The 24,103-nt window shown below is 71.5% G+C and carries 21 protein-coding genes and 2 tRNA genes; 10 read left to right on the forward strand and 13 right to left on the reverse strand.

The genetic code is table 11. The features are described 5' to 3' along the window. Positions 1-9: 9 nt before the first annotated feature. The 6 genes from mreD to folC all read right to left on the reverse strand — a co-directional run bounded on the left by mreD (position 10) and on the right by folC (position 5,813). Positions 10-759, reverse strand: a complete 750-nt coding sequence (mreD, locus tag O7609_RS05990) for a rod shape-determining protein MreD (protein ID WP_269733839.1) — start codon at positions 757-759, stop codon at positions 10-12. Positions 760-762: 3 nt separating this feature from the next. Next, positions 763-1,869 carry a rod shape-determining protein MreC gene (gene mreC, locus O7609_RS05995; protein ID WP_269733840.1) on the reverse strand — a complete coding sequence of 369 codons (1,107 nt, stop codon included), beginning with the start codon at positions 1,867-1,869 and terminating at the stop codon, positions 763-765. A gap of 131 nt (positions 1,870-2,000) precedes the next feature. Next, positions 2,001-3,020, reverse strand: a complete 1,020-nt coding sequence (locus O7609_RS06000; protein ID WP_219091778.1) for a rod shape-determining protein — start codon at positions 3,018-3,020, stop codon at positions 2,001-2,003. 313 nt (positions 3,021-3,333) lie between these two features. Next, entirely contained in the window at positions 3,334-3,747 is a 414-nt protein-coding gene (gene ndk, locus O7609_RS06005) for a nucleoside-diphosphate kinase (RefSeq protein WP_269733841.1), read from the reverse strand. A 186-nt stretch (positions 3,748-3,933) separates the two neighbouring features. Then, complete coding sequence (locus O7609_RS06010; protein WP_269733842.1) at positions 3,934-4,263, reverse strand: DUF4233 domain-containing protein; 330 nt, start codon at positions 4,261-4,263, stop codon at positions 3,934-3,936. Continuing rightward, positions 4,263-5,813 (reverse strand): bifunctional tetrahydrofolate synthase/dihydrofolate synthase, encoded by a 1,551-nt coding sequence (gene folC / locus O7609_RS06015; protein WP_443072068.1) that lies wholly within the window; start codon positions 5,811-5,813, stop codon positions 4,263-4,265. The genes O7609_RS06010 and folC overlap by 1 nt, the downstream gene beginning before the upstream one ends. A gap of 109 nt (positions 5,814-5,922) precedes the next feature. Here folC and O7609_RS06020 point away from each other — a divergent pair, with 109 nt between their 5' ends. Both O7609_RS06020 and O7609_RS06025 read left to right on the forward strand, forming a co-directional pair. Further along, positions 5,923-6,411 (forward strand): ribose-5-phosphate isomerase, encoded by a 489-nt coding sequence (locus O7609_RS06020; RefSeq protein WP_269743199.1) that lies wholly within the window; start codon positions 5,923-5,925, stop codon positions 6,409-6,411. 56 nt (positions 6,412-6,467) lie between these two features. Further along, positions 6,468-7,289: an Fpg/Nei family DNA glycosylase gene (locus O7609_RS06025; protein ID WP_269733844.1), complete on the forward strand. Its 822-nt coding sequence runs from the start codon at positions 6,468-6,470 to the stop codon at positions 7,287-7,289. On the opposite strand, the gene O7609_RS06030 is transcribed toward O7609_RS06025, so the two are convergent. Beyond that, positions 7,277-8,509 (reverse strand): GNAT family N-acetyltransferase, encoded by a 1,233-nt coding sequence (locus tag O7609_RS06030; RefSeq protein WP_269733845.1) that lies wholly within the window; start codon positions 8,507-8,509, stop codon positions 7,277-7,279. The two genes, O7609_RS06025 and O7609_RS06030, sit on opposite strands and share 13 nt — an antisense overlap. A 113-nt stretch (positions 8,510-8,622) precedes the next feature. On the opposite strand from O7609_RS06030, the gene O7609_RS06035 reads away from it, so the two are divergent. Then, complete coding sequence (locus O7609_RS06035) at positions 8,623-9,777, forward strand: PP2C family protein-serine/threonine phosphatase (RefSeq protein ID WP_269733846.1); 1,155 nt, start codon at positions 8,623-8,625, stop codon at positions 9,775-9,777. Positions 9,778-9,784: 7 nt separating this feature from the next. Here O7609_RS06035 and O7609_RS06040 read toward each other — a convergent pair whose 3' ends face one another. Beyond that, positions 9,785-10,945: an acyltransferase family protein gene (locus O7609_RS06040; RefSeq protein ID WP_269743200.1), complete on the reverse strand. Its 1,161-nt coding sequence runs from the start codon at positions 10,943-10,945 to the stop codon at positions 9,785-9,787. Positions 10,946-11,288: 343 nt separating this feature from the next. Between O7609_RS06040 and O7609_RS06045 the strand changes: the two genes are divergently transcribed. After that, on the forward strand, positions 11,289-11,483 hold the full coding sequence (locus O7609_RS06045; RefSeq protein ID WP_269733848.1) for a hypothetical protein: 195 nt from the start codon (positions 11,289-11,291) through the stop codon (positions 11,481-11,483). Positions 11,484-11,547: 64 nt separating this feature from the next. On the opposite strand, the gene O7609_RS06050 is transcribed toward O7609_RS06045, so the two are convergent. Further along, a tRNA-Gly gene (locus O7609_RS06050) sits at positions 11,548-11,618 on the reverse strand. A 115-nt stretch (positions 11,619-11,733) separates the two neighbouring features. Here O7609_RS06050 and O7609_RS06055 point away from each other — a divergent pair. From O7609_RS06055 to clpX, 5 genes are all read left to right on the forward strand, one after another. Continuing rightward, positions 11,734-11,810: transfer RNA gene (locus O7609_RS06055), tRNA-Pro, on the forward strand. 261 nt (positions 11,811-12,071) lie between these two features. After that, positions 12,072-13,484, forward strand: coding sequence for a trigger factor (gene tig, locus O7609_RS06060; protein ID WP_269733849.1), 1,413 nt, complete (start codon positions 12,072-12,074; stop codon positions 13,482-13,484). Positions 13,485-13,749: 265 nt separating this feature from the next. Continuing rightward, positions 13,750-14,355 carry an ATP-dependent Clp protease proteolytic subunit gene (locus O7609_RS06065; protein WP_219091777.1) on the forward strand — a complete coding sequence of 202 codons (606 nt, stop codon included), beginning with the start codon at positions 13,750-13,752 and terminating at the stop codon, positions 14,353-14,355. An 85-nt stretch (positions 14,356-14,440) separates the two neighbouring features. Further along, positions 14,441-15,121 carry an ATP-dependent Clp protease proteolytic subunit gene (locus O7609_RS06070; protein ID WP_269733850.1) on the forward strand — a complete coding sequence of 227 codons (681 nt, stop codon included), beginning with the start codon at positions 14,441-14,443 and terminating at the stop codon, positions 15,119-15,121. Positions 15,122-15,271: 150 nt separating this feature from the next. Further along, positions 15,272-16,558 (forward strand): ATP-dependent Clp protease ATP-binding subunit ClpX, encoded by a 1,287-nt coding sequence (gene clpX, locus O7609_RS06075; RefSeq protein WP_269733851.1) that lies wholly within the window; start codon positions 15,272-15,274, stop codon positions 16,556-16,558. An 82-nt stretch (positions 16,559-16,640) separates the two neighbouring features. Here the strand turns inward: clpX and O7609_RS06080 are convergent, their stop codons facing one another. The 4 genes from O7609_RS06080 to O7609_RS06095 form a co-directional block, all read right to left on the reverse strand. Continuing rightward, positions 16,641-17,828: a VanZ family protein gene (locus O7609_RS06080; RefSeq protein ID WP_269743201.1), complete on the reverse strand. Its 1,188-nt coding sequence runs from the start codon at positions 17,826-17,828 to the stop codon at positions 16,641-16,643. Positions 17,829-17,996: 168 nt separating this feature from the next. Further along, on the reverse strand, positions 17,997-18,986 hold the full coding sequence (locus O7609_RS06085) for a hypothetical protein (RefSeq protein ID WP_269733853.1): 990 nt from the start codon (positions 18,984-18,986) through the stop codon (positions 17,997-17,999). A 153-nt stretch (positions 18,987-19,139) separates the two neighbouring features. Continuing rightward, entirely contained in the window at positions 19,140-20,090 is a 951-nt protein-coding gene (locus O7609_RS06090; RefSeq protein WP_269743202.1) for a hypothetical protein, read from the reverse strand. A 146-nt stretch (positions 20,091-20,236) separates the two neighbouring features. After that, positions 20,237-21,292 (reverse strand): hypothetical protein, encoded by a 1,056-nt coding sequence (locus tag O7609_RS06095; RefSeq protein ID WP_269733855.1) that lies wholly within the window; start codon positions 21,290-21,292, stop codon positions 20,237-20,239. Between the two features lie 136 nt (positions 21,293-21,428). Between O7609_RS06095 and O7609_RS06100 the strand changes: the two genes are divergently transcribed. Then, on the forward strand, positions 21,429-24,059 hold the full coding sequence (locus tag O7609_RS06100; protein WP_269743203.1) for a valine--tRNA ligase: 2,631 nt from the start codon (positions 21,429-21,431) through the stop codon (positions 24,057-24,059). Positions 24,060-24,103: the final 44 nt, after the last annotated feature.

The raw sequence follows: 24,103 nt of genomic DNA on the forward strand, positions 1-24,103 counted from the left end.
CCCCTCCCGTCACAGCCGCTTGGCTCCCTTGACGCGTCCCGCCCGGAGGCGGGTCGAGCGGTTCAGCAGCCCGCGGCCGCCCCCGCCTCCGCTGCTGGACGTCCAGCGTGTCCGGCCCGTGGACCAGCCGCTGGTGCGACTGCGTCTGCCGAACAGGCGGCGCGTCGGTCCGCCGGAGCCGGCGGTCGCGGTGGCGAGCGGCCGGTAGGCGCTCTCGGCCGCGGTGCCGGTCCCCCCGGCGGCGTCGGCGAGCGGATCGGGGTCGGCCCGGCGGGCCAGGATCATGACGAGCGGCACGGTGAAGGGTGCCAGCAGGAGGTCGTAGAGGGTCGCGGTGAGCAGCAGTCCGCCGAGCCCCACGTGGCGGGCGGCGCCGTCTCCGACGAGCGCGCCCACGCCCGCGTAGAGCAGTGTGGAGGCGAGTGCCGCGACGCCGACGACGAGCATGGGGGCGGTGGCGCTGCGGTGCTGCCCCGTCTCGGGCTTGGTCAGTCCGGCGGCGTAGCCGACGACGCAGAGCACGAGGGCGTAGCGGCCGACGGCGTGGTCGGCGGGTGGGGCGAGGTCGGCGAGCAGGCCGGCGGTGAAGCCGATCAGGGCGCCGCTGGTGTGGCCGTAGACGAGGGCCAGGCCGAGGACGGTCAGGAGCAGCAGGTCGGGCGTGGCCCCGGGGAGCTGGAGCCGGGCGAGGACGCTGACCTGGACGACGAGCGCGACGACGAGGAGGGTCCCCGACAGCAGCATGCGGTTGAAGCGCATCGACTACTCCACTCCCTGCTCGTCGGCGTCGGTCTCGCCGGCCACTTCCTCGGTGTCCCCGCCCACGTCCTGCGGGGCGGGGGGCCCGCCCGGATCGTCTCCGGGGGGCGGTTCCGCGTCCGGGTCCCGCGGGTCGAGTTCCTCCTGGCCGCCCTGGCCCTCCAGTCCGTCCTGACCCTCCTCGCCCTCTTCGAGCGGTTCGCCGTCCGGTCCGACGGTGACGGTGACGGTGGGTGTGGGTTCCGGTTTGGGCGGGTCGGGCAGGACCGTGTCGCGGGGGTCCTCGCGCGGCGGCTCGACGACGACGCCGACGATGTCGAGCCGGCTGAACCCGACGTACGGCTCGACGCGGACGGTGCGGGTGAGTGCTCCGGTGGCCGGAGGCACTTCGACGATCTTGCCGACGGGCACGCCGGGGACGAACGGCCGGTCGTTGCTGGAGCCGAAGGTCACCAGGCGGTCGCCCTTGTTCACGTCGGCCTTGCTGTTGAGGAGCTGCACGGTGAGCCAGCTGTCGCCGCGGCCGGTGGCGAAGCCGAGTTCGTCGTTGCCCTCCAGCCGGGTGCCGACGGTGAAGTCCGGGTCGGTGGCCAGCAGCACGGTGGAGGTGGTGGCGCCGACGGTGGTGACGCGGCCGACGAGCCCGTCGCCGTTGAGCACGGTCATGTCGGGGGTGATGCCGTCGCGCTTGCCGACGTCGATGGTGATCGTCCAGGAGAAGCCCTGGGCGGCGCCGATGGCGACGACCTGGGCGCCCTTGACGCCGTACTGCCCCGCGGCGGCCGTCTTCAGCAGCTTGTCGAGCTGGGCGACGCGGGACTTGCGCCGTTCGTCGGAGCCGAGGCGCGTCTTGAGTTCCGCGTTCTCCCGCTCCAGGGCGGCGAGCCGGTCGTGGCGGTCGCCGGACTGGCGGACGGCCGTTATGGCGTTGCCCACCGGGTCGACGGCCCCCGCGACGGCGTTCTCAACCGGCCCGAAGACGGACGCGGCGCCCTCCCGGGCGGTGTCGAGCGGCGAGTCCTCACCACTCCTCATGTCCACCGTGATCAGTGCGAACGCGATGGCCACGAGGAGGATGAGCAGAAGCCGGCTTTCTCGGGAGTCCCTCACGTGCGACGGCCGTGCCTTCCCCTTGTCGGAACCGTGTTATGCCTAAGGACCTTCGGGTGTTTCCGGTGGGCTGTCCACCGATGTCGCCCGGTCGGGGGCGCGTCGTACGCCCTCGGTGCGGCGCCCGCGGGTCACCTGCGCGGCTGCGCGTCCAGGACCTGCTGGAGGGCCTCGAACTCCTCGACGCACTTGCCGGAGCCGAGGGCCACGGAGTCGAGCGGGTCCTCGGCGATGTGGATGGGCATGCCGGTCTCCTGTCGGAGCCGCTCGTCCAGGCCGCGCAGGAGCGCGCCGCCGCCGGTGAGGACGATGCCGCGGTCCATGACGTCGCCGGAGAGCTCCGGGGGGCACTTGTCGAGGGTCGTCTTGACGGCGTCGACGATGGAGTTGAGCGGCTCCTCGATGGCCTTGCGCACCTCACCGGCGGAGATGACGACCGTCTTGGGCAGTCCGCTGACCAGGTCCCGGCCCCGGATCTCGGTGTGCTCGTCCTCGTCCAGCTCGGCGGCGGAACCGATCGTGATCTTGATCCACTCCGCGCTGCGCTCGCCGAGGAGGAGGCTGTACTCCTTCTTGACGTACTGGATGATCGCGTTGTCCAGCTCGTCGCCGGCGACGCGGATCGACTGGGCGGTGACGATGCCGCCCAGGGAGATGACGGCGACCTCGGTGGTGCCGCCGCCGATGTCGACGACCATGTTGCCGGTGGCCTCGTGCACCGGGAGGCCGGAGCCGATCGCGGCGGCCATGGGCTCCTCGATGATGTGGACCTGCCGGGCACCCGCCTGCGTGGACGCCTCGATGACGGCCCGCCGCTCGACGCCGGTGATGCCCGAGGGCACGCAGATCACGACGCGGGGCCGGGCGAGGTAGCGGCGCCGATGCACCTTCAGGATGAAGTACCGCAGCATCCGTTCGGTGATCTCGAAGTCCGCGATCACGCCGTCCTTGAGCGGCCGGACGGCGACGATGTTGCCCGGCGTGCGCCCGATCATCTTCTTGGCTTCGGCACCCACGGCGAGAATGCCGCCGGTGTTGGTGTTGATGGCGACGACCGAGGGTTCGTTGAGGACAATTCCGCGCCCTCTGACGTACACCAGCGTATTCGCGGTCCCGAGGTCGATCGCCATGTCACGGCCGATGAACGACATGTTGTTCGCCATGAGGATACGTCTGGCCTTCCAGCAGGAGCGAAGTGATGAGCAGGCAAAAGGGCAGGAAGAGCTGCGGATCGCGGAGGGTCTTCCGGAAGCCTCCATCGTAGTCGCGTTCACGCGCACGACGAGGAGCGGGTTCCTCCGCCATTGTGGTGCAGGCGACGACCGGTCCTACCCCTGATGACGTCGCGTCTGGGTGATTCGTTCCCCCAGAACCCGAAAGATATGCAGAAGGCGACCGGCGGACCGGTCGCCCCGGGGCGCGGAGCCCGGCCGCACCCGTCTGACGTGCCGTCAGAAAACCGAATCAGGCACCCTCGGGATAGAAGATCTTCATCTCCCGTTCGGCGGATTCGACGGAATCCGACGCGTGAATGAGATTTTCCCGGACAATTGTCCCGAAGTCCCCCCGAATGGAGCCCGGGGCTGCCTGGATCGGGTCGGTCGGGCCGGCCAGGGCACGCACGCCCTCGATGACCCGCTCCCCCTCGACCACCATGACGACCGACGGGCCGGAGGACATGAAGTCCAGCAGCGGCGGGTAGAACGGCCGCCCCTCGTGCTCAGCGTAGTGCTGCTCCAGGGTGGCCCGGTCCAGGGTCCGCAGCTCCAGCGCGGTGATCGTCCAGCCCGCCTTGGCTTCGATCCGGCCGACGATCTCGCCCACCAGGCCGCGCCGGACCGCATCGGGCTTGAGGAGGACGAGGGTGCGCTGGCTCATGGGCCGCTCCTTGCTTTCGGAGGTCTTCGGATGTCCGGGTCACCGGGGTGACGGAAGGTTCGGGCAGACAGGGGGTTCCCGGGCGAGGCCGTGGAACCGGCGCCCGACGCGCCCGGACGCGCTGAGGCTACACAACGGCCGGGCCCCCCGCGCCCCGCAGGGGCACGGCCGGGCCGTCGGCGGGGCTCAGGCGGCCGCGCGTTCGGCCTTGGCGCGGTCCACCGTCGAGCCGACCTTGATCGAACCCCACCACAGCAGGGTGAACACGACGCCGAGGACGAACATCGTCGGAACGACGAAACCGCTCGCGATCAGCGCGAACTGGAGCACCCAGCCGAGCTGGAGGCCCCCCGGCCTGCCCAGCATGCCGCACAGCAGCAGGCACAGGGCCATGGCGACGCCGGAGACGACCCAGACCGCGGTGGCGGAGTGGCCGGTGAGCCGCATGGCCACCAGGCCGGCGAAGCCGATGACGAGGAACTCCGCGATCAGGGTGGAGGCGCACAGCGTTCGCATCAGCGGTCCTTTCCGAGCAGCAGCCGGGCCTCGCCGACCGTGATCACCGATCCGGTCACCAGGACCCCGGCCCCCGCGTACTCGTGCTCTTCCTCGGCCAGCGTGATCGCGGCCTCCAGCGCATCGTCGAGGCGCGGTTCGACCCGCACGCGCTCCTCGCCGAACACCTCGACGGCCAGCGCGGCCAGCGCGTCCACGTCCATCGCCCGCGGCGTCGAGTTCCGGGTGACGACGACCTCGGCGAGCACCGGCTCGAGCGCCTCCAGCACCCCGCGCACGTCCTTGTCCCCGCTCGGCCCGACGACGCCGACGAGCCGGCTGAAGCCGAAGGCCTCGGAGACGGCCTCGGCCGTCGCCCGGGCCCCGGCGGGGTTGTGAGCGGCGTCCAGCAGCACCGAGGGGCTGGCGCGGACGAGTTCGAGCCGGCCGGGCGAGGTGACGGCGGCGAAGGCGGTGCGGATCGTGTCGGTGTCCAGGCTGCGCCCCTGTTCCGCCCCGACGCCGAAGAACGCCTCGACGGCGGCGAGGGCGACGGCCGCGTTGTGGGCCATGTGGGCGCCGTGCAGGGGGAGGAACACCTCGGGGTACTCGCCGCCGAGCCCGCGCAGGGTCAGCAGCTGCCCGCCGACCGCGACCTCCCTGCTCACCACGCCGAACTCCAGGCCCTCCCGCGCCACGGTCGCGCCCTGCTCGGCCGCCCGGCGCATCAGCACGGCCGCGGCCTCGACCGGCTGCTGCGCCATGACGAGGGTGGCGCCGGGGGCGACGATCCCGGACTTCTCGCGGGCGATCTCGGCGGGCGTGCCGCCCAGCTTGTCGGTGTGGTCGAGCGCGATCGGGGTGACGACCGAGACGGCCGCGTCGATGACGTTGGTCGCGTCCCAGCTGCCGCCCATGCCGACCTCGACGACGGCGACCTCGACGGGCGCGTCGGCGAACGCCGCGTAGGCCATGCCCGTCAGCGCCTCGAAGAAGGACAGCCGGTGCTCCTGGGCGGCGTCCACCAGATCCATGAACGGCTGGACGTCCTCGTAGGTGCGGATGAACGCCTCGGCGGACAGCGGGCTCCCATCCACACAGATCCGCTCCGTCATCGACTGCACGTGCGGGCTGCTGTACCGGCCGGTGCGCAGCTCGAAGGCGCGCAGCAGCGCGTCGATCATGCGCGCGGTGCTGGTCTTGCCGTTCGTCCCGGTGATGTGGACGGACTGGTAGGAGCGCTGGGGTTCGCCGAGGACGTCCATGAGCGCCCGGATGCGGTCGAGGCTGGGCTCCAGCCGGGTCTCCGGCCAGCGGCCGAGCAGCGCGTCCTCCACCTCGCGCAGGGCCCGGTCGGTCTCCGGGTCGGCGGGGCGGGTGGGCACGTCGGCGGCGGCGAGCGGGCCGGCCTGGGTGCGCAGCGTGCGGCTGCCCGCCTCGATCACCGCGAGGTCGGGGTCGCGCTGGGTCTCCTCCCCGACGATCTCCTCGAACTCCTCGAACGGGTCACTCCCGAACGGGTCGCCTTCCGCGTGTCCTGGGGGGCCGGGGTTGCCGGGGGTCTCGCTCACCCCGCCAGTCTACGGAGCGGCGCCCCCGCTCCACGGGGCACGGTCCCACCCGGGCGCGGGCGGCCACCCGGAGCGCGGAGGGACGCCGTCCCGTGCGAAAATCCTGCCCATGCGCGTCTACCTCGGCTCCGATCACGCCGGTTACGAACTGAAGAACCACCTGGTGGAGTGGCTGAAGGCCAACGGGCACGAGCCCGTCGACTGCGGCCCCCACGTCTACGACGCGGCCGACGACTACCCCCCGTTCTGCCTGCGCGCCGCCGAGCGCACCGCAGCCGACCCGGACGCGCTGGGCGTCGTCGTCGGCGGCTCGGGCAACGGTGAGCAGATCGCGGCGAACAAGGTGCGCGGCGTGCGGGCCGTGCTCGCGTGGAGCGAGCAGACGGCCGCGCTGGGCCGGGAGCACAACGACGCCAACGTGATCAGCATCGGCGGGCGGATGCACTCCACCGAGGAGGCCACCCGCTTCGTCGAGGTCTTCCTCGGCACCCCGTTCACCGGCGACGAGCGCCACCAGCGCCGCATCGACCAGCTCGCCGGCTACGAGACGACGCGCGAGCTCCCGCCGATCCCCGCGCACCACCCGCAGCAGGGCTGAGCCAGCCGGGAGCACCGGGGAACGCCGAGCAGCGCCGAGGAGCACAGCAGCCGACCATGCCCGAAGGTCACACGATCCACCGGCTGGCGGCCGACTACCGGGACCGCTTCGCGGGCCGTGCCGTGCGGGCGAGCAGCCCGCAGGGCACGTTCGCCCGGTCGGCAGCCCTGCTCGACGGCCACCCGCTGCGTTCGGCCGACGCCACCGGCAAGCACCTCTTCCTGGGCTTCGGCCCCGGCCTCGGCTGGGTGCACGTGCACCTGGGCCTGTTCGGCAAGGTGTTCTTCGGCTTCCCCGGCGATCCGGCCGGCACCGCGCCCCCGCCCACCGTGCGGCTGCGGCTCGCGGACGAGGCGGCCTACGCCGACCTGCGGGGGCCGACGCGGTGCGAGCTGATCACGGACGCGGAGAAGGCCGCCGTCGTCGCCCGGCTCGGCCCCGATCCGCTGCGTGCCGACGCGGACCCGGAGCGGGCCTGGGCGCGCATAACCCGCAGCCGCACGGCCATCGCCACGCTGCTGCTGGACCAGAAGATCGTCGCGGGCGTCGGCAACGTCTACCGGGCCGAGGTGCTCTTCCGGCACGGCGTCCACCCCTACCTGCCGGGGCGGGAGCTGACACCGGCGCTGTGGCGGAGGCTGTGGGACGACCTGGTGGGCCTCATGCCCGAGGGCGTGCGGACCAACCGCATCGACACCGTCCGCCCCGAGCACACCCCCGAGGCCATGGGGCGCCCGCCCCGCGTCGACGACCACGGGGGCGAGGTCTACGTCTACCGCCGGGCCGCCCTGCCCTGCCACGTCTGCGCGGCCCCCGTCCGGACGGCCGAGCTGGCCGGACGCAACCTCTTCTGGTGCCCCGGCTGTCAGAAGCCGTAGGCCGCCCAGGGCGCCCGGGTTCCGGCGAAGGCCATCGAGGCCGCGGCGAGCGCCCCCGTGCGCTCCTCCCGCACAAGCCCGGCCTCCGCCAGCTCGGCCAGGGTCACACCGCCCAGATACGCGGCGCCCAGCTCACGGACGGACAGCCCGAGCTCGGCGGGGGCGTCGGTGCGCTCGCACACCGCGCCACGCCCGTCCCCGCTCAGCCGCCAGCGGCCCGCGTTCCAGGGGCAGAACGCGTCCGCGACGTCGAGGACGACGTCGACGGGCGCGGTGTAGGTGCGCGCGGCCAGGGCGGCGCCGACCTCCACGGTGCGCAGGTGGAGCTGGTCGCCGAGCCGGAGCCGGCAGCGGCGCGGGTCGGAGACGAGGTGCTGGAGCGGATCGTCGACGGGGCGGTCGTGGACCGCGATCGACTCGGTGAGGTCGATCCCCGCCAGGTAGCGCCACAGGGCGGCCGTGGCGGCCGGGTCCAGGGCGTCGAGGTCGCGCAGCCGGACGCTGCCGTGCGGTCCGTCGTCGTCCCAGCGCGGGCGGAAGGTGTAGCGGGCATAGCCCACGAGCTCGCCGCCGCGTTCGGCCAGCACGCACTGGAGCGGCGAGGCGTCGCCCCGTTCGCCGGGCCGGACCCGGACCTGGCGCCGCTCCCACGCGGCGGACATGCGCCGCAGCATCCCGGGGCGGCCGGGCACCAGACGGGCGTAGAGCGCCTCGCAGTCCGGCAGGGACTTCTCCGGGTCCGCCAGGCGCAGCCGGACGTCGTCCGTACCGGGCGGGGCGGCGAAGCTCACCCGTGTCGTGTCGACCGTCGCGCCGAGGCAGCGGCTGGCGACGCCGTAGCCGAACCGGCCGTAGATCGCCGGCTCGGAGGCGCGGAGGACGGACAGCGGCTCCCCCGCCGCCCGGACGTCGTCGAGCTGTCGGCGCATCATGCCGGTCAGCACGCCGCGGCGCCGGTGGGTGGGGGCGACGCTGACCGCCGAGAGGCCCGCGGTGGGGACGGCGGCGCCACCCGGCACCGTCAGCCGGAAGCTGTAGTTGGCGGCCGTGCCGACGATCTCCCGTCCGTCCACCGCCGTGAGAGCGCGCTCGACCTCCAGGACGCCGCGCCAGGCGCGCCGCTCCTCCTGCTCCGCCGGATCCGCGCCGAAGGCCCGGACCACGGTGTCGAACCAGGCGTCCCACTCGTCGGCGCGCATCGCGCGGACCTCAGTCGTCATACGTCCTGCCTACCAAACCGCACCCATCCGAGCATCCGATTTTCGAACAGGAATACTTCGGACTGAGGTTGGGAATCGACGCAGGCCGGACACCCCGGATAAGGTCCCGAGCCATGGCAGGTCGCACCGGTTCGGCTGAGCAGGCGGCCCGGGTGGACCGCAGCCGCAAGGCGTGGCACCGGGCCCGGCTGCGGTTGCGCCGGTCGGGCGTCGACTCCTTCCGCGGCCACGGCTCGGACTGGCTGGTCTTCGGCGTGCTCCTCCTCGTCGTGACGTTGTTCACGTGGGGCACGGTGGTACAGCCGCTGTGGGTGGCTCCGGAGACGCTGGTCCTGCCCGTCATCGCCGGCGGGCTGCTGCTGCGCCCGGTGAGCCTGCTGACGCTGTACGCGGCTTCCGCCGTGGCCCTCATCGTCGAGTCCGTCGCGCTCGGCCCGTACACCGACGGCGCGGGCCGGGTCACGCCCGGCAGCGTGCTCGTGGTCGCGGCGGTCGGGCTGGCCGGGCTGCTGATCGCCCAGTTCCGGATGCGCGTCGGGGTTCCCTGGACCGGCGGCAGCACCATGCTCTTCGACCTGCGCGAACGTCTCGGTGTGCAGAGCCGGCTGCCCAAGCTGCCGCCCGGCTGGCACGGTGAGATGTCCCTGCGTCCGGCCGGGGGCCAGTCCTTCTCCGGCGACTTCGTGGTCGCCGCCCGCACGGGGGCGAACCGTCGCACCCTGGAGATCGTCCTCACCGACGTCTCCGGCAAGGGCATGGACGCCGCCTCGCGGGCCCTCCAGCTCTCCGGGGCCTTCGGCGGGCTGCTGGGCTCCCTGCCGGCACCGGGCTTCCTGCCCGCCGCCAACGCCTACCTGCTGCGTCAGGAATGGCAGGAGGGCTTCGCCACCTCCGTCCACCTCGTGCTCGACCTGGACACCGGCGACTTCGAGCTGATGTCGGCCGGGCATCTGCCGGCCATGCAGCTGAGCGCCGGGGCGGGCAAGTGGGAGGAGCACGCCGCGGACGGGCCGCTGCTGGGCGTGCTGGACGGCGCCGAGTTCCACCCCGCGAAGGGGCGGCTGCGCCGCGGTGACGTCCTCATGCTCTTCACCGACGGTCTGGTGGAGGCCGCCGACCGGGATCTGACCGAGGGCATCGACCGGCTGACGGGCGCCGCGGAGACCCACATCGCCACCGGGTTCCGCGGTGCCGCGTGGCACCTGATCGAGCGGGTGGCCCGGGACGTCAACGACGACCGGGCCCTGCTGCTGCTCTGCCGGAACTGACCGGCGGTCAGCGCGCCCCCGGGGTACTCACCCTTTCGGGTGAACGTGGCGCGGGGGTCCGGTCGAAGAACCACGCCATCCTGGGCTCCACGAGGGGCCGCACGGCCCGGTGGACGGCCGGGGTGCACAGCACCGTCATCATCGCGAAGGCCAGCAGCGTGATGACGGCGCAGCCGGTCGGCGAGGCCGCTCCGGGGAACGCGTACCAGTCGAACTGCCGGGCCAGCTGGATCGGGTAAACGTGCAGGAGGTAGCCGCAGACCGTCCCGGCGCCCAGGGCCGTGAACCACACCGTCCGGCGCGGCGTCCAGGCGAGCATGCAGGCGGTCAGCAGCACCGCGCAGCCGAAGACAGCGAACGTCATCACCACACCCACCCACCAGGGCGAGCCGAGTTCCTGGGCGGAGCGGTTGTGCAGCATCCACTCGTGGTTCATCCGGGGCACCGCCCAGTAGGCGACGGCGACGGCGCCGAGCAGCACGGGCAGGGCGACCGCCCGCGCCCCCGGCCGCTTGACCAGCTCGAAGTGCTCCGGCCTGAGCTGGAGGCCGAGCACGAAGAAGGGCAGGAACTGCAGGACCCGCATGAGGTCGAGCTCGTCCCCGATCCCCGGTGTCGCGGCGGCCGCGGCGGCGATCCCGAGCGCCACGGGCAGCGGCCAGCGCAGGGCCCGCCAGATCGGCGCGCTCAGCCGCCAGACGAACAGCGCGCACAGGAACCACAGGGCGTACCCGGGGCTGAAGAGGGACAGCGGCCGGTCCGGCTCGCCGATCTGGCGCATGAAGAGGGTGTAGACGACCTCGAAGACCACATAGGGCACGGCGACCCCGGTGACCAGCCGCCGGACCTGCTCGGGGCGTCCCTGGAAGCTCCGGGAGAGGTAGCCGGAGATCAGGGCGAACGCCGGCATGTGGAAGGTGTAGACCGCGATGTAGAGGGCCGCGACGGCCCGGCTCTCCGACGTCAGCGGAGCCCAGGCGTGCCCCATGCCCACCAGGACGATCGTCAGGAACTTGGCGTTGTCGAGGAACGGGTCCCGAGCCCTGACCGGTCTGCACTCCCTCCCCGCGGCGGGCGCGGGCTGGGCCGGGGCCGTCGACCACGTCGTGTCGGGCGTCTCGCGTACGGCGGCCGGCGATGCCGAGCGCCGGGAAGCAGCGTGGAACATCCACCGCACCATAGGCGCGAAATTACTCAGACGGAAACGACGGATGCCAGGTTGCCTCCGTTCATGAAAATTCTTCACTTCGTGCTCACACGGCGACCATCGAGACGCGACGGGATCAGGTTCACGGCATTTGATCCGATTTACTGCCTGGAGCGTGCCACGCGGCACCCTCCACCGTGCCCAGCAACCCGCCGTCGCAGCGGACTTCACACCGACGGCATGTCAACGGGCTCCTACGGTCACCCGGTTGGTGGCACGATGGGGGGTGCCGCCGAGGGTGCGGGCGCGCGGGCCCATCCCTCAGGCCGGCGGCGAGGCGTTCCGAACGAAGGTGTGATCAGTTGTGGCCATTTCGCTGTCCGTGGTCGTGTTGCTCGCGGTCATCCTCGTGGTGATGATCCGCGGCGGCTCCGTCAAGACGGGCCCGGCGATCGTCGCCGCGCTCTTCGGCTTCTTCCTCGCCTCCAGCGGCATGGCGCCGACCATCGAGAACTTCCTGGACTCGCTGGCGGAGTCCATCAGCTCCATCACGCTCTGACCGGCGACGGGCGGGAGAAACGGCGACAGCCCGGACCGTGACGGTCCGGGCTGTCGGCAGCGCGAGCGGGCGACGGGAATCGAACCCGCGTAGCCAGTTTGGAAGACTGGGGCTCTACCATTGAGCTACGCCCGCGAGCACCTCGTCAGCGGTCCTGGAGCAGGTCGTCGACGTGTCTTCCGACCCGGGCCAATGATCGCCGCGCGGCACGCAGTGCATCGTACGGCATGTACCCTACGTGTCGCACCGGCGGGGTGTGGCGCAGCTTGGTAGCGCGTCCGCTTTGGGAGCGGAAGGTCGTCGGTTCGAATCCGGCCACCCCGACCACGTAGTATGAAGACGCGCGTGCCTGTGTCGTGTCCGTGTTCCTCATGGGATGCCCCGCCTGCCGGGTCCAGCCGGATCCAGCCGGTTCTGACCAGCCCTGGTCGGCATCCTGCCGGAATCTCGTCGGGATGCGGGGCGCCAGAGTGACGACGGACCGGTGGAGCCGGTCCGGGCGGCACGTACACAGAGCGTCCGAGGAACGCGGTCAGCAACGCGTCCGAGGACGACCATCCCGAGCAGTCAGCCCCAAGGAGACCGACCGTGAAGAGCGCCGTGGAGAACCTGAACCCGACCCGGGTTCGGCTCACTGTCGAGGTGCCCTTCGAGGAGCTCAAGCCCAGCCTCGACGCGGCGTACAAGAAGATCAACCAGCAGGTCACGGTGCCCGGCTTTCGCAAGGGCAAGGTCCCGGCGCGGGTGATCGACCAGCGTTTCGGCCGGGGTGCGGTGCTGGAGGAGGCCGTCAACGACGCGTTGCCGAAGCTGTACCAGAGCGCCGTCGAGGAGGGTGAGCTGAACCCGCTCGGCCAGCCCGAGGTCGACATCACCGATCTCAAGGACAACGAGGTGCTGGCCTTCACCGCCGAGGTGGACGTCCGGCCCGAGATCGAGATCCCGGACTACTCGGGCATCGAGGTCACCGTCGATGCCGTCGAGGTCGGCGACGAGGACGTGGACAAGGCCGTCGAGCAGCTCCGCGAGCGCTTCGCCTCCACCTCCGCCGTCGAGCGCGCCGCCGCCGAGGGCGACGTCGTCAAGATCGACCTGGAGGCCAAGGTCGACGGCGAGGTGCTCGAGGACGGCGTGGCCAAGGGTATCGACTACACCATCGGCTCCGGCGAGCTGCTGGAGGGCATCGACGCCGCGGTCACCGGCCTGGAGGCCGGCGGCTCCGCCACCTTCACCTCCACCCTCAAGGGCGGCTCCGCGGCGGGCCAGGAGGCCGAGGTCAAGGTCGACGTCGAGACCGTCTCGGCCCGTGAGCTGCCCGAGCTGGACGACGACTTCGCCCAGCTCGCCAGCCAGTTCGACACCATCGCCGAGCTGCGCGAGGACAGCCGCAAGCGGCTGGAGCAGGGCAAGAAGTACGACCAGGCCACCGAGGCCCAGCAGAAGGTGCTGGACGAGCTGATCGGCCTGGTCGAGGTGCCCGTCCCCGACAAGCTCCTCGAGGACGAGATCAACACCCGCAAGCACAACCTGGTCAATCACCAGCTCGGCCAGATGGGCATGGACCTCGCGACCTACCTCAAGCTCCAGGAGAAGAGCGAGGAGGAGTTCGACGAGGAGCTCAGGGAGCAGGCGGTCAAGGGCATCAAGACCCAGTTCGTCCTGGACGAGCTGGTGTCCAAGGAGAAGCTGAACGTCAGCCAGGAGGAGCTCACCGAGCACCTCATGCGGCGTGCCCAGTCCTCCGGCATGACCCCCGACGCCTTCGCCCAGGCCGTCGTCGAGGGCGGCCAGGTGCCGATGCTCGTCGGCGAGGTCGCCCGCGGTAAGGCGCTGGCCCTGGTCGTCGAGTCCGTCACGGTGAAGGACAGCAACGGCGAGGTCGTGGAGCTGGACGAGGAGGACGAGACGGCCGAGACGGTCGAGGCGTCCGCCGAGGAGTCCGGCGAGGCCGCCTCCGAGAAGGCCGACGAGAAGGCCGACGAGGAGAAGAACGAGGGCTGACCGGCCCTGTGGGACCCGGCGGACGGGCCCGTGTGCACGAGCGCGCACGGGCCCGTTCGCGTACGGCGCAACGGCCCCGCCCTTCCCCGCCCGACCTGCCGGAACGCAGCCTGCGCTCACAGCGAACAGTTCTCGGAGCGGGATGGCGGTGCGGGACCAGCGCGTTAGGGTCCATGTACACGAAGACGCTAGTGACGGCACATGGAGCGCCCTTATCGGCGGCCCAGCCGTCCGGACACGAGCAGGTGGACACGTGACGCTTCCGATGCCTTCCGCCGCCGGTGAGCCCAACTTCGGTGGCGGGCTCGGCGACCAGGTCTACAACCGGCTGCTCAACGAGCGGATCATCTTCCTCGGCCAGCCGGTGGACGACGAGATCGCCAACAAGATCACCGCACAGCTTCTGCTCCTTGCCGCCGACCCGGACAAGGACATCTACCTCTACATCAACAGCCCCGGCGGCTCGATCACGGCCGGCATGGCGATCTACGACACCATGCAGTACATCAAGAACGACGTGGTGACGATCGCGATGGGCCTCGCCGCCTCGATGGGCCAGTTCCTGCTGAGCGCGGGCGCCCCGGGCAAGCGCTTCGCCCTGCCGAACGCCGAGATCCTGATCCACCAGCCGTCCGCGGGGCTCGCGGGCTCGGCCTCGGACATCAAGATCCACGCCGAGCAGCTCCTGCGCACCAAGAAGAAGATGGCCACGCTCTCGGCCCAGCACACCGGCCAGACGGTCGAGCAGTGGAACCGCGACGCCGACCGGGACCGCTGGTTCAGCGCCGAGGAGGCCCGCGAGTACGGCCTGCTGGACGCCGTGATCGGGTCCGCGGCCGACATTCCCGGCGGCGGTGGAACGGGCGCCTGAGCGCCGTTCACCGCCCCCGCAGGGCTTTCCCGCAACTCGCAGCCTCCCCCCTCCTCACGAGGATCACCAGGACGGTGGACACCCGATGAACAACTTCCCCGGCGCCGGTCTCTACGAGCGTCCCGACGGCCGCTACTCCGGCCCCTCCCCCGATGCCCGCTACGTCGTGCCCCGCTTCGTCGAGCGCACCTCGCAGGGCGTACGCGAGTACGACCCGTACGCGAAGCTCTTCGAGGAGCGGGTGATCTTCCTCGGCGTGCAGATCGACGACGCCTCCGCCAACGACGTCATGGCGCAGCTCCTGTGCCTGGAGTCGATGGACCCGGACCGCGACATCTCGATCTACATCAACTCCCCCGGCGGCTCGTTCACCGCGCTGACCGCCATCTACGACACGATGCAGTTCGTGAAGCCCGACGTGCAGACGGTGTGCATGGGCCAGGCGGCCTCCGCCGCCGCCGTCCTGCTGGCAGCCGGCACGCCCGGCAAGCGGATGGCGCTGCCCAACGCCCGTATCCTGATCCACCAGCCGTACAGCGAGACGGGCCGCGGCCAGGTCTCCGACCTGGAGATCGCCGCGAACGAGATCCAGCGGATGCGGACGCAGCTGGAGGAGATGCTCGCGAAGCACTCCACCAAGGCGATCGAGGAGATTCGCGACGACATCGAGCGCGACAAGATCCTCACCGCGGAGGAGGCACTCGCGTACGGTCTGGTGGACCAGATCGTCTCCACCCGCAAGAGCTCGGTCGGGCTGGCGGGCTGATTCGCCCGCTCACTCGGCACCAGGGTGCCCCCCTTGGGCTTCATCGTTGCCAAGGGGGGCCCATTCGAGGGCCTGGGCAAGGTACCTTCGAAGAGCAAGGACCAGGAATCGCCGGGGCCCCGGCGGTGACAGGCGAAGGGGAAGCACCTCGTGGCACGCATCGGTGATGGCGGCGATCTGCTCAAGTGCTCGTTCTGCGGCAAGAGCCAGAAGCAGGTGAAGAAGCTCATCGCGGGCCCTGGTGTGTACATCTGCGACGAGTGCATCGACCTCTGCAACGAGATCATCGAGGAGGAGCTCGCCGAGTCCTCCGAGGTGCGCTGGGACGAGCTGCCCAAGCCCCGGGAGATCTACGAGTTCCTCGAGGGCTACGTGGTCGGCCAGGAGCCCGCGAAGAAGGCGCTCTCCGTGGCCGTCTACAACCACTACAAGCGGGTGCAGGCCGGCGAGAACGGCGGGCCGCAGGGCCGGGACGACGGCATCGAGCTGGCCAAGTCCAACATCCTGCTGCTCGGCCCCACCGGTTCGGGCAAGACGCTGCTCGCGCAGACACTCGCCCGCATGCTGAACGTCCCGTTCGCCATCGCCGACGCCACGGCGCTGACGGAGGCCGGGTACGTCGGCGAGGACGTCGAGAACATCCTGCTCAAGCTGATCCAGGCGGCCGACTACGACGTCAAGAAGGCCGAGACCGGGATCATCTACATCGACGAGATCGACAAGGTCGCCCGGAAGAGCGAGAACCCCTCGATCACCCGGGACGTCTCGGGTGAGGGCGTGCAGCAGGCGCTGCTGAAGATCCTGGAGGGCACGACGGCCTCGGTGCCGCCACAGGGCGGCCGGAAGCATCCCCACCAGGAGTTCATCCAGATCGACACGACGAACGTGCTGTTCATCGTGGGCGGCGCGTTCGCCGGGCTGGAGAAGATCATCGAGGCGCGGGCGGGTGCGAAGGGCATCGGCTTCGGCGCGACGATCCGCTCCAAGCGCGAGATCGAGTCGGCGAACCACTTCGAGGAGGTGATGCCGGAGGACCTGGTGAAGTTCGGGATGATTCCCGAGTTCATCGGACGTCTCCCGGTCATCACCTCGGTGCACAACCTCGACCGCGAGGCGCTGCTCAAGATTCTCATCGAGCCGCGCAACGCGCTCATCAAGCAGTACCAGCGGCTGTTCGAACTCGACGGCGTGGAGCTGGAGTTCGACCGTCCGGCGCTGGAGGCCATCGCGGACCAGGCGATCCTGCGCGGCACCGGGGCGCGCGGGCTGCGGGCCATCATGGAAGAGGTCCTGATGTCCGTGATGTACGAGGTGCCCTCCCGCAAGGACGTGGCCCGCGTCGTCATCACCGCGGACGTCGTCCACTCGAACGTGAACCCGACGCTGGTGCCGCGCCACCGCGGCAACGAGTCCGGCCCCCGCGAGAAGTCGGCCTAGTCACTCCGGCGTAGGCGCTGCGCGGCCGCCCCGGGCCCTCCTGCGGAGGATTCCCGGGGCCGCCACGGCGCCGCGTCTCCCCCTAGACGGCCGTGCTGTCGGCCGGATCGCGCTCCCGGTCGCGGTCAGCGGCCGGACGCCGGTCCCGTCTGCTGGGGATGGCGACGTTGACCGTGCCGGACCAGCGCTCGTAGGGAGCCCGGCCGTCGCGACGCAGCAGGACCGCCAGCGGCGACCAGCCCCACACGACGACCGCGGAGAGCGCCGCGGCGTACGGGAGGAGCGCCCCGGCCGGCTCCGGCGTGTCGATCGCTCCCGTGTGCTCCGCCAGGGCCAGCCATGCCAGCGCCAGCGGCGCGTGGAGACACCAGGTGCGGACGGTGATGCGCAGCGCGCCGGGCCGGGTGCCGTCCGGGTGGGCGACACGCAGCAGCACGGCGCGCTTCCCCAGGGTGGACGCGAAGGCGAGGGGCACCAGCCAGAACCAGAACAGGCCGAGACCGGTGCCGATCGCGAAGGCGTGCGCACGGCCGGTGGACGGGTCGGTGGCGACGGCCAGCAGTCCCGCGGCCAGCGTCCACGTGACGAGCCAGCCCGCAAGGTCGGCCAGGAACGCCATGGCACGCCGGGGAAAGGTGACCCGGAGCCCGTACCGGGCGCGTTCGCGCTCCGGGTCGTTGACGGGGAGCACCCGGACCAGCGGTCCTGCCAACAGCCAGCCGACCACCGCTCCCCCGGTGTTGAGGATGAGGTCGTCCACGTTGAACTGCCGGTAGGGACAGGCGTAGACGAACCACAGCCCGGTGTACTGCGTGGTCTCGAAGAACAGTGAGGTGGCGAAGGCCAGCACACCGGTCGACAGCAGGCCCTGCCGCAGGTGGTAGCGCAGGTACACGCCGAGGGGGAGGAGCAGGACGGCGTTGAGCAGGCTGGTCCACGTGGGCACGAGGGTGACCAGGGTGGCGGGTGCCCAGTCTCCCCCCGAGGCCAGGGAGATGCTGGTGTAGAAGGCGAACGGCTCCAGCTGCGGGTGCTCCGCGTACCGGGCGGTGGAGCAGAATCCGTCCGTGTCGACCGGCAGCGGCATGACCGTCTGCAGCAGGGCCGCGATCAGGTAGAAGACGAAGCTGTAGAAGACCAGGACCGGCCAGCCCCCGGCCCGTCCGCGCCTGCGGTAGCCGCGGACGGCGACCGGTGCCATGATCAGCGCGGTGACCAGGGGGAACAGCGAGACGGCGGCCTCGATCGGCAGCAGATAGGTACGGAACACGACGGACGCTTTCTGCGGCACGTCAGGCCGCGGACGGCGGGGCCCGGTGGGGGAGGGAGAGACCGAGGGCAGCGGGCCACCGCCGCCCGGCACCGGGTCTGGTCGACGGACCCCAGCGTAGGGGCGGGCAGCGCGCCGCCCGCCCCACCGCCGTCGTCGTGACGGGCGCTACGCGACCCCGACGCGGGCCTCGGCGCGGAAGTCGGCGGCGAGCTGGGCTCCCGCGTCGATGGACATCGAGCCGAACACCGGGATGGGCACGACCATCCCCACCGTGCTGTAGTCCCCCCAGACGCACAGCGGTGCGGCGAACTTCACGCCGTCCTGCTCGTCCCTGATCTCCTGACACTTCATCACGGCGCCCTCGAAGCCCTCGGGTGTGAACGCGCGCGGATCGCCGACGAACTCGGTGGTGCTGCCCTCGTCCTTGGCCGCCTCACTCCTGACGAAGCGGAAGAAGTCGTCCACGGCCTGCTCGGGGTCGTTCACCTCGCCCCAGACCCCGCCGAAGAAGGCCATCTTCATGCTGGTCAGCGGGTTGTCCGAGGCGGAGTCGCCCGGCTCGGGCGCCGCGTCCTCGCTCAGGGTGCCGTACGTCCCGCGCACCGACGTGCCGTCCGAGACCCCGAGGCTCTGCATGACGGCCATGAACTTCTCGTCCTCGGTGCCGGCTTCCGCGGCGGCGTCCTCGTCCTCCGAAAGCCGGTACTCCCCCACGGTCTCGGGCGCGACGAGCCGGTGCGGGCCGTCGTCGGCGATGTCGGCCCCTCCCCCGTCACCGCCGCCGGTCAGAAGCACGATGCCGCCGATGACGGCACCGACCACGACGAGCGCGCCCGCCGTCAGCGCGATCGCCTTCCCCGCGCCGCCACGCCGGGGCTGCGGGGGCGGCGGATACCCACCCGCCTGGTAGCCGGGATGGACGCCGTAGGGCGGCTGAGCGGCCTGCCCCGGGTACCCGGCGGGCTGACCGCCGTAGCCCGGCTGCTGTCCGGGAACCTGCGGCTGCGCGTACGGCTGCCCGGGGTGCTGCTGCCCGTAGGGCTGCGGCTGCGGCTGCGGCTGCGGCTGCGGCTGCGGCTGCGGGGCGCCGTACGGGTTCGGCTGCTGCGGCGGCTGCCCGTACGGCCCCTGTGGTGGCGGCTGGTGCTGGCTCATGACGCTCCCCTCCCCACGCATGCCGTGTACATGCGCTGTCGCGTGGGGTCCATCTTCGCGGAACGCGCCCGCCGCGTCACATCCCGTACCCGTACGCGTGGGGCGGGCCCGCACCCCGGGCCAGCCCCACGCCGTCGAGCGTCTGTTCCGTCGTCAGCCGAGCGGGACGCGGGCCTCCTTGCGGAACTTCCCCGTGATGCTCGCGGCGTCGTCGACGGACGTGGAGCCGATGGGCTTCACGGGCAGCACCATGCCCACGGTGCTGTAATCGGCCCACATGCACACCGCGGTGCTCATGTCCGTGGGCACGTCAGCGCTGGCCTTGACCCGGATCTCCTGGCACTTCATGACCGAGCCGTCGGCCCCGTCGGGGGAGACGCCCTCGGGGTCACCCACGAGTTCGCCCTTCTCGGGGTCCTTGGACGCCTGCGCCCGCATGGCGCCGAAGAAGTCGTCCACGGCCCGCTCCGGGTCCTCCACGGAGCCGTAGAGGCCGGAGAACGAAGCGATCTCCATCGTGGCGAGGCTGCTCTCGTTGAGCGAGTCGGGGTTGCTCGTGTCCACGGTGTTGTACTCGCCCTCGACCGACTCGGCTTCGGAGATGCCGAGAGTGTCCAGCATGTCCTCGAAGTCGCCCTCCCCCATGGAACCGCCGCTGCCGTCCTGCAGCTTGTACGCGTCGACGGTCTCCGGGGCGACCAGCTTGTGCGGGCCGTCGTCGGCCGCCTCGCCCGCCCCGCCGTCGTCGCCCATGAAGACGATGAAGCCACCGACGAGTGCGCCGACGAGGACGACGGCGCCGAGGGACAGACCGACGACCTTGCCGGTGTTGCTCTTGCGGGGCGGGGGCGGCGGGACGTAGCCGCCGGGCTGCTGCGGCTGGCCGTACGGCGGGGCGCCGGGGGCCGGCTGGCCGGGCTGGCCGGGCTGGCCCGGGTAGCCGTAGCCCGGCGGGGGCGGGGGCTGCTGTCCCGGGTACCCGTAGCCGGGCTGAGCGCCGCCGGGCTGCCCGTAGGACTGTTGGGGCGCGGGGGCTCCGTAGGGACCCGGCTGCTGGGGCTGCTGGCCGTACGGGCCCTGCGGCGGCGGCTGGTGGTAACTCAAGACGCTTCCCTCCGTGCGCATGCTTCACGCATGCATTGACGCGTTCCCTACATCCTGGCCGAGACGTGCCGGAAGTCCCGCATCCGATACGGGAACCGCTCCAGAACCCTTACATCTGGAACGGTTCCGCTCGGGTGCGGCGGCACTCACCCGGCCTTGACGCGGACCTCGGCACGGAGGTCGGCCGCGATCTGCGCACCCTCCTCAACGCTGACCGACCCCTGCATCTTGATCGGCATGGTCACGACCACGGTGCTGTTGTCGGCCCAGGCACACAGGGGGACGTCCTGGGCGCCTTCGTCCAGCCCCTCGGTGCGCATGACCTGGCACTTCATCACCGCGCCGTCGAGGCCTGCGGGCTGCACAGCACGGGGCTCACCCACCAGGGTGTCCGCCTCGCTGTCCGCCGCCACCTGCTTCTCCATCTCGTCGAAGAAGCCGTCCACCGAGGCCTCCGGGTCCGCGACCGAGCCCCAGGAGCCGAAGACCATGAGCATCCTCAGGTCCTCCAGGGCGGTCGGGTCCTCGAAGGCGGAGGGGTCGTTGACGTCGACGGTGGAGTACATGCCCTGGACGCCCTCGCCGCCCTCGACCCGCATGGCCTCGACGGCCTCCTGGAAGTCCTCGTCTTCCGCGTCGAACGCGCTCTCGTCCTGCATGAGGCTGTACTCGTCGAGCACCTTCTGGGGCAGGACCAGCTTGTAGGGCGTGCCGTCGGCCGGCGGGTCGGCGGGGTCGTCCTCGGGCTTCGGCTCGTCGGGGGCGGGGCCGTCCTCAAGCCCGTCGGTCTCCCCCGGGTTGTCGGGCTCGTCCTCGTTCTCCTCGTCGCCCTTGCCGCCGGTGTCCGCGCTGTTCTTGCGGTCGCCGGCCTCGGTGTCGTCCTCGCCGCCGGTGAGCAGCAGGACGCCGACGACGACGGCCGCGACGAGCGCGAGGGCGCCGGCCGCGATACCGATGACCTTGCCCTTGCCGCCGGAGGAGGCCGGGGGCGGCGGGGCCGGGACGTAGCCGGACGGCGCGGGCGCAACGGCCGGGCCCGGGGGCGGCGGCGTGGCCGGGCCGGGTGCCGACGGCGGAGTGGCCGGGCCCGGGGCCGGCGGGGACGCGTCGCTCCCCGCCGGCGACGGGGGCGCCGCCGGCGGCGGAGTCGGCGGCTCGGGCGGCTCGGGCGGCTGCTCCGGCTTCGGCTCGTTCTGGCTCAAAGTGGTTCCTCCCCTGGGCGTGCGGACCGCACGTGCGTACGCGGTCCGTACATCATCGCGGCTGGGCCGGAGCGCACCGAACCGGGGCGCCAAACCGGTTCGAGACCATGACATACGCAGCCGTAGACTGGCCGCCGTGACCGAAACTCAGCACGGCCCCCAGGGCCCCCACAGCGCACCTGCCGATCTGCCGACCCAGTACGCGCCGGCCGAGGTAGAAGGAGAGCTGTACGAGCGCTGGGTAGAGCGGGGTTACTTCGAGGCGGACGCGAAGAGCGAGAAGCCGCCGTTCGCGGTGGTCATCCCGCCGCCGAACGTCACCGGCAGCCTGCACCTCGGGCACGCCTTCGAGCACACGCTGATCGACGCCCTCACGCGACGCAAGCGCATGCAGGGCTTCGAGACGCTGTGGCAGCCGGGCATGGACCACGCGGGCATCGCCACGCAGAACGTGGTCGAGCGGGAGCTGGCCAAGGAGGGCAAGTCCCGGCACGATCTGGGCCGGGAGGCGTTCACCGAGCGGGTCTGGCGGTGGAAGGCGGAGTCCGGCGGCCAGATCTCCGGGCAGATGCGCCGCCTGGGCGACGGTGTCGCCTGGTCGCGGGAGCGCTTCACGATGGACGAGGGCCTGTCCAGGGCCGTCCAGACCATCTTCAAGCGCCTCTACGACGACGGCCTGATCTACCGGGCCGAGCGGATCATCAACTGGTGCCCGCGCTGCCTCACGGCGATCTCGGACATCGAGGTGGAGTACGCGGACCAGGACGGCGAGTTGGTCTCGATCCGGTACGGCGAGGGCGAGGACTCGATCGTCGTCGCGACGACCCGGGCGGAGACGATGCTCGGTGACACGGCCGTGGCCGTCCACCCGGACGACGAGCGCTACCGGCACCTGGTGGGCCGGGAGATCAGGCTGCCGCTGACGGACCGGTCCATCCCGGTCGTCGCGGACGAGCACGTGGACCCGGAGTTCGGCAGCGGCGCCGTCAAGGTGACACCCGCGCACGACCCGAACGACTTCGAGATCGGCCAGCGGCACGGCCTGCCGAGCCTGACGGTCATGGACGAGCACGCGGTCATCACCGCGCACGGCCCGTTTCTGGGGCTGGACCGGCTGGAGGCCCGCTCGGCCGTCGTCGGCGCCCTGCGGGCGGAGGGCCGGATCGTCGCGGAGAAGCGCCCGTACCAGCACTCGGTCGGGCACTGCTCGCGCTGCAAGACGACGATCGAGCCGCGGCTGTCGATGCAGTGGTGGGTCAAGGTCGGCCCGCTGGCGCAGGCGGCCGGGGACGCGGTGCGCGACGGCCGGGTGGCGATCCACCCGAAGGAGATGGAGTCCCGGTACTTCGGCTGGGTGGACAACCTGCTCGACTGGTGCATCTCACGGCAGTTGTGGTGGGGGCACCGCATTCCGGTCTGGTACGGGCCGAACGGCGAGACGGTCTGCGTCGGGCCGGACGAGGAGCCGCCGGCGGGCGAGGGCTGGCACCAGGACACCGACGTCCTGGACACCTGGTTCTCCTCCGGGCTGTGGCCGTTCTCCACGCTGGGCTGGCCGGAGAAGACGGAGAGCCTGGAGAAGTTCTATCCGAACTCCGTCCTGGTCACCGGCTACGACATCCTCTTCTTCTGGGTCGCCCGGATGATGATGTTCGGTCTGTACGCGATGGACGGCACCCCGCCGTTCCACACCATCGCCCTGCACGGCATGGTGCGCGACCAGTTCGGCAAGAAGATGTCCAAGTCCTTCGGCAACGCGGTCAATCCGCTGGACTGGATGGACACCTACGGCTCCGACGCGCTGCGCTTCACCCTCGCCCGCGGCGCCAACCCCGGTGTGGACGTGCCGATCGGCGAGGACTGGGTGCAGGCGTCCCGCAACTTCTGCAACAAGATCTGGAACGCCACCCGGTTCGCGCTCATGAACGGTGCGACGGTCGAGGGGCCGCTGCCGGAGGCCTCGGAGATGTCGGCCGCCGACCGGTGGATCCTCTCCCGGCTGAACACGGTCGTCGCGGAGACGGACGCGTTCTACGACGACTACCAGTTCGCCAAGCTCTCCGACGGGCTGTATCACTTCGCCTGGGACGAGGTCTTCGACTGGTACGTCGAGCTGTCCAAGACGACGTTCGCCGCGGGCGGCCGGGCCGCCGAGGTGTCCGGGCGGGTCCTGGGCGAGGTGCTGGACGTCATGCTGCGGCTGCTGCACCCCGTCGTCCCGTTCGTCACGGAGACGCTGTGGACGACGCTGACCGGCGGCGAGTCCCTCGTCGTCGCGGAGTGGCCGTCCGACAGCGGGTTCCGGGACGAGGCCGCGGAGCGGGAGATCGAGACGCTCCAGCAGGCCGTCACGGAGGTCCGCCGGTTCCGCGCGGACCAGGGCCTTCAGCCCGGACAGCGGGTTCCGGCGAAGCTGGAGCTGGCGGGTACGCCGCTGGTCGCGCACGAGGAGGCCATGCGTGCGCTCCTGCGGCTCCAGCCGGCCGGTGCGGAGTTCTCCGCCACGGCCTCGCTCCCGGTGGCCGGGGCGACGGTGTCGCTCGACCTGTCCGGGGCGATCGACTTCGCCGCCGAGCGGCGCCGGCTGACGAAGGACCTGGAGGCCGCGCGCAAGGAGCTGGCACAGACGACGGCCAAGCTGGGCAACGAGGGCTTCCTCGGCAAGGCGCCGGACCACGTCGTCGAGAAGATCCGCACCCGGCGGTCCACGGCGGAGGCGGACATCGCCCGGATCGAGGCGCAGCTCGCGCAGCTGCCGGCCGGCTGAGCCGGAGCGCGCACGCGCACGCGAGCCCGCACCGTCACGAGCAC

The sequence above is a fragment of the Streptomyces sp. WMMC1477 genome (genome assembly GCF_027460245.1).
Classification (GTDB): domain Bacteria; phylum Actinomycetota; class Actinomycetes; order Streptomycetales; family Streptomycetaceae; genus Streptomyces.